Genomic DNA, 9,171 nt, shown 5'->3' on the forward strand with positions numbered 1-9,171 from the left:
GGCCCATGTCCCGCAATGCGAAGTTGGCCAAGATTCCCCTCGGGGTCGCCGGCCGTGCGGCGGTGAAATCTCATTGATGGGAAGAAGGTTCAGCGTCGGGTAGGTTGGGCCTGCCCGGTCGGACAGACTGCTTCGGCGTACGCGACCAAGGGGGTGCGACCACATCGACTTCATGCTATGGATCCCCGCTTGGGGGGGTAGGCATGAGACCATGTCTACCCATACCACCCCCTCTCGCGGCGCCGCCCCGAGGTGCCCGTTCACGATTTTGTCGTATCGGTTATGGGGGCTTGCGATACCGTGTCTCGGGCCGATGCTCTCAGCCGTAGTTGGAGCGTCGGCGTGGTCGAGCTTCTGGCCGCACGGGTCACCCCGGCCTCCCAGCCACTCGTAATCTCGCCCCGCCCCGGCCGCGCACCGGGTGCCGCCCGCCGTCATCGCAACGAAGAAACCTCGGGGCCGACAGCCCGGAGGTTTCTCGTTTGTCGCAGGTCAAGGACGGTCGAACTCGCCGCCCTTGGCCCCGGCGAGGAAGGCATCCCACTCGCCGGGAGCGAACACCAGGGCCGGGCCGTCCGGGTTCTTGGAGTCGCGAGCGCCGACCAGACCGCCGTCGAGGTGGGCGATCTCCACGCATTCCTTGCCGCCCTGGCTACGACTGCTCTTGAACCACTTCGCCCCGGTCAAGTCGATGTTCACGTCGCTCATGCTCCCTCGCTACCCGCCGAAGCAGGTCTCTGCTCTCTACGACGTCCAAGGCATATGCCTTGATCCCGTCGTATCGGGAATTGTAGAGCTTCACGTCTGCCGGGCTTTCCAGGTACATGTCGCCCACCGCGCCCTCCAGGTACACCACCGGTGGTTCGACCGGTTCTCCCAGGGCGCTCTCGCCGAACCCCAGGATCACAAACGGCGGCAGTGACGCACCGTCCGGAAACCCGGCGGCGAACGGTAGTACCCGGATCTGGATATTGTCTCGGGTTCCGGAGTCGGCAAGGTGACGCAGTGTTGCCGACATGATCGCCCGGCTTCCGGCAACGCGCCAGAGCGCCGCTTCGCCGATAACCACATCCAGCGCCACGGGGTGCGTCCTGCGGGTGACGACGTTCTGCCGCCGCGCCTTGAGATCTACACGCCGGTCCCACTGCTCGGTCGTCTCATCCGGCCAGACCCGGCACACGAGAGATCGGTGATAGTCCCGGGTTTGAAGCAACCCCGGGATCAGATCGGGTTGGTAGGACGCGATCGTGGCCGCGGCTGATTCCAGCCCCACGTACACATCGAAATTCTCCGGTATGAGTTCCCCGTACTGATGCCACCAGCTCTTGACGTTCGACTGTTTGGCGAGACCGATGAACGCCGACACCAGATCCTCCGGGACGCCGTACAAATCGCACGCGGCCTGTATATCGCGGGTCTTGATGCGGCTGTTCTCTCCCTTCTCCAACCGGCGAAGGCTCGTGGCCCCCATTTCCAGTAGTTGCGCCGCCTTCTCCCGCGTCAGGCCGGCGCGGGTGCGCCAGTCCAACAGGTACCGGCCGAGTTGCCGGCGTGGGAGTGTCGAACCCGGTCTGTCCTGCCCCTGCATTGAACCCCTCCTTCGCGGAGGCATCCGAACCTCCGCCTCGGACAGAGTCTTTCACCTGTTGCGGCGGACTCGCAGGTGGTTTGGAGAATCTTTCTCGGAGCCTCCGTTCCGCAGGGACATGCCGACTCGGAAGGTGTGTGATGAAGGCGCACCCGGTGCGGGCCACCTCGGATCACCTTCCGGGAACACCGGTTCGACGCCAGGAGCGCCGAGAGCCGGTGGTCATACGCCTGCTTCGGTTCCCGCGGACGGGTCGTGCCAGCACAGGCCGACGACCCCGCACCGGGTGTAGCCAATCCAGAGCCGGAAGCAGGGGTTTCCCATGTACATCGACGGATCGGATCTCGCCGTCCCGGAAGTTCACCGTAGCGGGTCCGCGCACATGGAGCATCGGACACCGGGGGCGGCGCTACGGACGAGCCCGCTACCGGCCGGCTCGGCAACGGAGGTCGAGTCGCTGCCGAGGGAACTGTTGCTCAGGTACCTGGTGTCCCTCCAGGCGTGGGCGGCCGAGAACAGGGCGGCGGCATAGGTGACGACATTCGAAGTCAGGGTCACCCGCTATGGAGACTCGTTCGTGATAGGCGTCCCCGCGTTCGGGGTGTCGCGGTTCGTGGACGAGATGGACCAGCTCGACGCACACGCCCGCAACTTGATCGCGGGCTGCGGAGCGGCCCCGGCCGAGTTCGATATCGAGATCGAATGGATGCCGGCGAGAAGTGTGAACCCGCTTCGGGTGGTCGAATGACCCGATCCACCTCCCACCGACCATCGGCGGGGCCTATCGCATTGCGCGGTTGGCGGCGTCGACGATCGAGGGCAGCAGGCCGGGGAGCGCCTCGTCGACCTCGGCGGTGCGCAGGCGCTGGCAGGTCTGGCCGTCGATCATCAGCCGTTCGGTGACACCGGCCTCGCGCAGGATCTTGAAATGGTGGGTCGCGGTGGATTTGTTGACGCCGTCGTAGAGCGCGGCGCAGCGCACCGCGGTACCGGCATTGCTCAGCCGCCGCACCATCTCCAGGCGTACGGGATCGTGCAGTGCGGCGAGGACGGCGGGTAGCGCGGCCACGGGAAACGCCTCGGTGGCGGCAGTGGTGTCCGTCATAGTGCCTCGTTCGGGTTTGATGTTCATCGTACCGTGCGATACCGTCGATCCGGTTGGATACTCATCAAACCTACCTGATCGGGGCGCGGATGACAGCGACTGTGACAGTGCCGGACCGGACCGTACAGTCCTGGGCCTACACACTGGTACTGGCGGCAACCGGCGTCGCGCTCGGGGTCTCGGGTGTGCCGGCGCCGCTCTACGGGATCTACGAGCGGGAGTGGCATCTGTCGCCGCTCACCACCACCGTCGTCTTCGCGGTCTACGCCGTCGCCGCCCTGGTGGCGGTGCTGGTCTCCGGCCGCGTCTCCGATGTGGTCGGCCGGAAACCGGTGCTGCTGGGTGCCTTCGCGACGATGATCGCGGGCCTGATCGTCTTCGTCTTCGCCGATACGGTGCCCATGCTGGTGCTGGCGCGGGCCATGCACGGACTGGCCGTGGGCGCCACCGTCGTGGCGGGCGCCGCGGCGCTGCTGGATCTGCGGCCCGAACGCGGCGCGCGCTCGGGACAGCTCACCGGCGTCGCCTTCAATGTCGGGATGGCGGTGGCGATCCTGGGCTCGGCCCTGCTCGCGCAGTACGCGCCCAATCCGCTGCGCACGCCCTATGTCGTCATCAGTGTCATCTGCCTGATCGTCGGCATCGCGGTGCTGGCGCTGCGGGAACCGCACGCCGCGCGGGTGGCCGGCCGGATCCGGATAGCCCGTCCCGCGGTACCCGCGGAGATCCGCGGCGACTTCTGGTTCTCCGCGCTCGGCGTGATGGCGGCCTGGTCGGTACTCGGCGTACTGCTGTCGCTCTACCCGTCGCTGGCCGCGGAACAGACCGGTATCCACAACCTGGTCTTCGGTGGGGTGGTCGTCGCGTCCACGGCGCTGTCGGCGGCGCTGGTGCAGCTCTTCGCGACCCGGATCCCGGCCCGCACCGCCGCGATCCTCGGCGATATCGGGATGGCGGTGGCCCTGCTGCTGACTATCCCGGCGCTGGCCACCCACAGCTGGGTCGCCGTTATCGGGATCGGCGTCGTTCTCGGCGCCACGTTCGGGCTCGGTTTCGGTGGCTCGCTACGCCACCTGTCGAATGTGGTACCCGAACACAAACGCGGAGAGACGATGTCGGCGTACTACCTGGCCGCCTACACCGCCATGGCGTTGCCCACCGTGGTGGCGGGCTGGGCCGCCACGACCTGGGGGCTGACCACCGTGTTTCCGTGGTTCATCGGTGCGGTCGCGCTGGCGTGCGTGATCGCCGCCGGGCTCGGCCTGCGCCGGGGTGCCCGGACCGCGGCGGTCCGGGCCTGACGCGGACCGGGTGGCGGGTCGCCCCGTCACCCGGACACTCTCACTCCGGCCAACCCCCGTAGGGGACCGTGATCAATTCCAGGTAGTGGCCGTTGGGGTCGAGGAAGTACACGCCGCGACCGCCGTCGTTGTGGTTGATCTCGCCCGCGGCCTGCTGCCGCGGATCGGCCCAGTGCTCGATTCCGTAGCGCCGGATCTTGGCGTACGCGGCATCGAACTCGTCCTCCGAGACCAGGAAGGCGTAATGCTGCCCCTGGATCTCGGTGATATGCGGCGGGACGTTCGCGAAATCGAAGGTGACCCCGTTCGCGGTGGGCAGCGGAATGAAATGAGCCCACGGGGCGCCCGGTTCGACGCCCAGGATATCGGCCCAGAATTCGGCCGACGCCCGGTTGTCACGACAGCCGACAATGGTGTGGTTGAACTGGATGGACAAAGGAATATCTCCTCGGATCGTGACGGTCCCGACCCCGGGCTCGGTACAAGGCGGCCAACGGGAGCACCGTCACGATCGACCAGCATAGTCCGATCCGGATCATGCTCGCGTCCTGTCGTGGGCATAGCGTGATCGGTATGAGAATCCGTGGAGCGGTCCTGGAACGGATCGGCGCACCGGCGCCGTACGCCGACTCGGCGCCGATCACCATCAGCGAACTCGAACTCGGCGATCCTGGCCCCGGCGAACTGCTCGTGCGGATCGAAGCCGCCGGACTGTGCCACTCCGACCTGTCCGTCGTCGACGGCAACCGGGTCCGGCCGGTGCCGATGCTGCTCGGCCACGAAGCCGCCGGAAGGATCGAACAGGCCGGACCCGGCACCGATCTGGAGGTCGGTCAGCGCGTGGTGATGACCTTCCTGCCCCGCTGCGGCGACTGCCCCGGCTGCGCCTCCGGCGGCCGCACCCCCTGCGTACCCGGCAGCGCCGCCAACAACGCGGGCGAACTGCTCGGCGGCGGCCGCCGGCTGCGCCGCGACGGCGACGAGGTCCACCACCACCTCGGAGTGTCCGGATTCGCGACCCACGCGGTCGTGGACCGGCGCTCGGTCGTCCCCGTGGACGACGACGTACCACCCGAGGTCGCGGCCGTCCTGGGCTGCGCGGTCCTCACCGGCGGCGGGGCACTGCTGAACTCCGCCCGGCCCGCCGCCACCGACCGGGTCATGGTCGTCGGGCTCGGCGGAGTCGGAATGGCGGCGGTGCTGGTCGCGGTGTCACTCGGGGTCCGCGAGGTGATCGCGGTCGACACCGTCTCCGAGAAGCTCACCCTCGCCCGGGAACTCGGTGCCACCGGCGCCTTCACCCCGGGCGAGATCGCCGAGCACGGCATCGCGGCAGACGTGGTGGTCGAGGCCGTGGGCTCGGCGCGGGCCTTCGAGAGCGCGGTCGCGGCGACGGCGCCCGGCGGTACGACGGTGACGGTCGGACTGCCGGCGCCCGACGCGCGGGCAAGCATTTCGCCGCTGGGGCTGGTCGCGCAGGGCCGCTCGATCGTGGGCAGCTATCTGGGGTCGGCGGTGCCGTCGCGGGATATCCCGGAATACGTCCGCATGTGGCGGGAAGGGCGGTTGCCGGTGGAGAAGCTGATCTCCTCGCATATCGGGCTGGGGGAGATCAACCGGGCCATGGATCGGCTGGCGGCGGGGCACGCGTTGCGGCAGGTGATCGTGTTCTGAGTTCTCGGCGCGCGGAGCCGGGGCGCGGCCTGGGAGGGGGCGGGGTTCGCGGCGGCTGCGACAGTAGGCTCGGGGGGATATTCCGGCGACAGGTAGGAGTGGTGTGGTGACGGCGCCGATTCGGGTTGGTGTGCTGGGGGCTCGGGGCAAGGTGGGGCAGGCCATCTGCGCGGCGGTCGAGGCGGCGGCCGATCTCGATCTGGTGGCGGCGGTGGACAAGGATGATCCGCTGTCGGGATTCACCGAGGCCGGTGCGCAGGTGGTCGTCGATTTCACCCACCCGGATGTGGTGATGGGGAATCTGCGCTTCCTGGTGGAGCACGGTATCCACGCGGTCGTGGGGACGACGGGGTTCGACGCGGCCCGGCTGGGCGAGGTGCGGGGATGGCTGTCCGCGCGGCCGGAGACCGGTGTGCTGATCGCGCCGAACTTCGCGATCGGCGCGGTGCTGTCGATGCGGTTCGCCGAACAGGCGGCGCGGTTCTTCGAATCGGTGGAGGTGATCGAGTTGCATCATCCGAACAAGGCCGACGCGCCGTCGGGCACCGCCTACCGGACGGCAGGGATCATCGCCGAGGCCCGTAAGCAGGCCGGAGCGGGGCCGATCCCGGACGCCACCAGCACCGAACTCGAGGGCGCGCGTGGCGCCGAGGTCGACGGGGTGCGGGTGCATTCGGTCCGGCTGGCGGGGCTGGTCGCCCATCAGGAGGTGCTGTTCGGCACCCAGGGCGAAACGCTCACCATCCGCCACGATTCGATCGACCGCTCGTCCTTCGCGCCGGGCGTGCTGCTCGGGGTGCGGCGGATCGGGCAGGTCCCGGGACTGACCGTCGGACTCGACCCGTTCCTCGATCTGTGAACGAATCCGCGGGTGGCCCGGGCGAACCGGAAGAGGACCGGTCGTCGCTGAAGATCATCGCCCTGGTGGCCGCGCTGGTACTGGCGCTGATCTTCTATTTCCTGTGGCTGGGCCGGATCGCCGTGACCTTGATCGGCTCCGGGGATCTCGCGGCGGTCGGTCTCGGGATCGGGGTCCTGATCCTGCCGCTGCTGGGGGTCTGGATGGTGTGGTCCACCATCCGTTCGGCGCTGGACCACCAGCGGCTGGCCCGCCGGATCCGGGAGGAGGGCCTGGAATTGGATGTATCGGAATTGCCCCGCCGGCCGTCCGGCCGGATCGACCGTTCGGCGGCCGACGAGCTGTTCGCGACCGTGCGGGCGGAATGGGAGGCCGACCCGGACAACTGGCGGGTGTCCTACCGCCTGGCCCGCGCCTACGACTACGCCGGCGACCGCGGCCGGGCGCGGGAGACGATGCGCCGCGCGGTCGAACTGGAGAGACACGAGCGGGGTTAGGCTCGGCGCCGTGTCCAGGTTGCTGATCATCCATCACACACCGTCGCCGTTCACCCAGGCCATGTTCGAGGCCGTGCTGGCGGGTGCGACCGATCCGGAGATCGAGGGGGTGGAGGTCCTACGCCGCGCCGCGCTCGCGGTATCGGCCTCCGACGTGCTCGAGGCCGACGGGTACGTGCTCGGCACCCCCGCCAATCTCGGGTATATGAGCGGCGCCCTCAAGCACGCCTTCGATACCGTCTACTACCCGTGCCTCGATTCGACGCGCGGGCGTCCGTTCGGCCTGTACCTGCACGGGAACGAGGGCACCGAGGGGGCGGAGAAGGGCGTCACCGCCATCACGACCGGGCTGGGCTGGGTGCAGGCCGCCGACTACGTGGCGGTATCGGGAAAACCGGCGAAGAGCGATCTCGAGGCCTGCTGGGAACTCGGCGCCACCGTGGCGGCGCAGCTGATGCAGGACTGAACGCCGCCGCCCCTCGCCACCCCGGAATTGGGGGCTGACCGCCACGTCTTCGGCTCGCAATACTCTAGGTCAGGAAATGATTGTGGCCGAGGGGAGTTGGACAGTGGCCGACGGTGTCGCGGACGGGGGCCTGCCTCGCCGGATCGGGCTGGTGGAGGACCACGATTCGGTGGCCATGGGGGTGGCCGCGATGCTCGGCCCGCAACCGGATCTGACCCTGGTGGCCACCGCGGGGACGGTCGCCGAGCTGCTGGCACACCCGGACTGCCGTGTCGACGGCCGTCCGGCGCTGGACTTGGCTGTACTCGACCTGCGGCTCGCCGACGATTCCGACCCCGAGGACAACGTACGGACGCTGCGCGACAACGGGATCGAGGTGCTGGTCTTCACCGGCGCCGAGAACGCCTATCTGGTGCGTTCCGCGGCCCGGGCGGGGGTGCTGGGTGTCGTGCGGAAATCGGCGGATGTGGCCGCGGTGATCGACGCGGTCCGCTGCGCGGCATCCGGTGAACAGGTGGTGACCACCGATTGGGCCGCCGCGATCGACGGCGACCCCCAGTTGTCCAGTGTGGGGCTGAGCCCGCGGCAGGAAGAGGTGCTCACCCTGTACGCGTCCGGGGAGAAGGCCTCGCGGGTCGCGCGCATGACGGGGTTGTCCGAGCAAACCGTGAACGACTACCTGGGCCGGATCCGGCAGAAGTATTCGGACGCGGGACGTCCGGCGCCCACGAAGACCGATCTGTACAAACGCGCCGTCGAGGACGGGTGGCTGCCCGTCCCGGAGCACCGCCGGCCGTGAGGGCGGCCGAGGCCGGACCGGCCGCCGACCGCATCGTGCGCCGGTTCGGGCTGATGATCGGCCTGGTGGGAACGATCGCCGGGCTGTTCGAACTGCCCGAGATCCTGGTGCAGCAGCGGTCGCTTCCGCTGTTCTGGACCGTGATCTCGGTGGCGGTGGGCTTCGGGATGCTGCCGGTGCTCGCCGTCGTATCGCTGGTCGCGGGACCCCGGCTGATACGTGCCGTCGCCGGTGCGGCCGCCCTCGGTTATCTCGCCACCATGGGCCTGGTGCTGTTCTGCTACGAGCAGCTCTCCGTGGAAGCGGGCGTCATCTGGGTGTATCGGCTGGTCGTGGTGGGGGTGCTGGCGGCGGCCCTGGCCTGGCAGCCGTGGCCGGCCGGGATCTATCTGGTGGTGATGTGCGTCATCCCGGGTGCGGGGATGTACTTCCTGTCCGATATCGCGCCCGCCGCCGCCGCGACCACGTCCGGTCGCAGCGCCGGGTTGTCGGTACTGGTGCTGTGGTGTGTCTCCTACGCCCGGTCGGCGAGTGCCCGGGTCGACCGGGAATCACTGATCGAGAGCGAACGCGCGGCAGACGTCGCGGGGACGGCGGCGCGGGAACGAGAACGGGCACGATTCGCGGCGCTGATCCACGACGCGGTGCTGTCCACCCTGCTCGACGCCTCCCGCCGCGATACGACATCACAGATGATTCGGACCCAGGCCGCCCGGACTCTCGACCAGCTCGACGCGATCCGGAAAACCGGCACCGGCGTCGACTCCCTGGATATGAACTCGGTGGGTGGATTCCTGCGTTCGACGGTCCACGAACTCGACGAGGGAATCGAGTTCCGGGCGCTTCGGGACGGTTACGCCGGTGACGTGCGGTTGCCGGTGG

The 9,171-nt window shown here is 68.7% G+C and carries 12 protein-coding genes; 8 read left to right on the top strand and 4 right to left on the bottom strand.

The genetic code is table 11. The annotated features are described in order from the left end of the window. Positions 1-492: 492 nt before the first annotated feature. Both ACWDU1_RS24370 and ACWDU1_RS24375 read right to left on the bottom strand, forming a co-directional pair. Entirely contained in the window at positions 493-699 is a 207-nt protein-coding gene (locus ACWDU1_RS24370; protein ID WP_450001847.1) for a DUF397 domain-containing protein, read from the bottom strand. After that, entirely contained in the window at positions 653-1,588 is a 936-nt protein-coding gene (locus ACWDU1_RS24375) for a helix-turn-helix domain-containing protein (RefSeq protein ID WP_450001849.1), read from the bottom strand. Before ACWDU1_RS24375 ends, ACWDU1_RS24370 begins: the two co-directional genes overlap by 47 nt. Positions 1,589-2,120: 532 nt before the next feature. On the opposite strand from ACWDU1_RS24375, the gene ACWDU1_RS24380 reads away from it, so the two are divergent. After that, on the top strand, positions 2,121-2,336 hold the full coding sequence (locus ACWDU1_RS24380) for a hypothetical protein (RefSeq protein WP_450001850.1): 216 nt from the start codon (positions 2,121-2,123) through the stop codon (positions 2,334-2,336). Positions 2,337-2,369: 33 nt separating this feature from the next. Here the strand turns inward: ACWDU1_RS24380 and ACWDU1_RS24385 are convergent, their stop codons facing one another. After that, positions 2,370-2,693 (bottom strand): ArsR/SmtB family transcription factor, encoded by a 324-nt coding sequence (locus ACWDU1_RS24385; protein WP_450001852.1) that lies wholly within the window; start codon positions 2,691-2,693, stop codon positions 2,370-2,372. 89 nt (positions 2,694-2,782) lie between these two features. Here ACWDU1_RS24385 and ACWDU1_RS24390 point away from each other — a divergent pair, with 89 nt between their 5' ends. Continuing rightward, a complete protein-coding gene (locus tag ACWDU1_RS24390) occupies positions 2,783-3,994 on the top strand; it encodes an MFS transporter (RefSeq protein ID WP_450001861.1) in 1,212 nt (403 codons plus the stop codon). A gap of 40 nt (positions 3,995-4,034) precedes the next feature. Here the strand turns inward: ACWDU1_RS24390 and ACWDU1_RS24395 are convergent, their stop codons facing one another. Then, positions 4,035-4,430 (bottom strand): VOC family protein, encoded by a 396-nt coding sequence (locus ACWDU1_RS24395; protein WP_450001853.1) that lies wholly within the window; start codon positions 4,428-4,430, stop codon positions 4,035-4,037. Between the two features lie 137 nt (positions 4,431-4,567). Between ACWDU1_RS24395 and ACWDU1_RS24400 the strand changes: the two genes are divergently transcribed. The 6 genes from ACWDU1_RS24400 to ACWDU1_RS24425 form a co-directional block, all read left to right on the top strand. After that, on the top strand, positions 4,568-5,668 hold the full coding sequence (locus ACWDU1_RS24400) for an alcohol dehydrogenase catalytic domain-containing protein (protein ID WP_450001855.1): 1,101 nt from the start codon (positions 4,568-4,570) through the stop codon (positions 5,666-5,668). 103 nt (positions 5,669-5,771) lie between these two features. Continuing rightward, the gene (gene dapB, locus ACWDU1_RS24405; protein ID WP_450001856.1) at positions 5,772-6,527 is read left to right on the top strand and encodes a 4-hydroxy-tetrahydrodipicolinate reductase; all 756 of its coding nucleotides are present in this window, start codon (positions 5,772-5,774) and stop codon (positions 6,525-6,527) included. A gap of 47 nt (positions 6,528-6,574) precedes the next feature. Then, a complete protein-coding gene (locus ACWDU1_RS24410; protein WP_450001862.1) occupies positions 6,575-7,024 on the top strand; it encodes a hypothetical protein in 450 nt (149 codons plus the stop codon). Between the two features lie 10 nt (positions 7,025-7,034). After that, positions 7,035-7,490, top strand: a complete 456-nt coding sequence (locus ACWDU1_RS24415; protein WP_450001857.1) for a flavodoxin family protein — start codon at positions 7,035-7,037, stop codon at positions 7,488-7,490. Positions 7,491-7,665: 175 nt separating this feature from the next. Beyond that, the gene (locus ACWDU1_RS24420) at positions 7,666-8,289 is read left to right on the top strand and encodes a LuxR C-terminal-related transcriptional regulator (protein ID WP_450001864.1); all 624 of its coding nucleotides are present in this window, start codon (positions 7,666-7,668) and stop codon (positions 8,287-8,289) included. After that, positions 8,286-9,171 (top strand): ATP-binding protein (locus tag ACWDU1_RS24425; RefSeq protein ID WP_450001859.1); only part of this gene is annotated, 886 nt, incomplete at its 3' end. The genes ACWDU1_RS24420 and ACWDU1_RS24425, both read left to right, overlap by 4 nt.

This window comes from Nocardia sp. NPDC003345, from assembly GCF_053589395.1.

Coding starts and splice junctions, on each gene's coding strand:
- ACWDU1_RS24375 (WP_450001849.1), bottom strand. CDS start 1,588: ATGCAGGGGCAGGACAGACCGGGTTCGACACTCCCACGCCGGCAACTC.
- ACWDU1_RS24385 (WP_450001852.1), bottom strand. CDS start 2,693: ATGACGGACACCACTGCCGCCACCGAGGCGTTTCCCGTGGCCGCGCTA.
- ACWDU1_RS24390 (WP_450001861.1), top strand. CDS start 2,783: ATGACAGCGACTGTGACAGTGCCGGACCGGACCGTACAGTCCTGGGCC.
- ACWDU1_RS24400 (WP_450001855.1), top strand. CDS start 4,568: ATGAGAATCCGTGGAGCGGTCCTGGAACGGATCGGCGCACCGGCGCCG.
- ACWDU1_RS24420 (WP_450001864.1), top strand. CDS start 7,666: ATGGGGGTGGCCGCGATGCTCGGCCCGCAACCGGATCTGACCCTGGTG.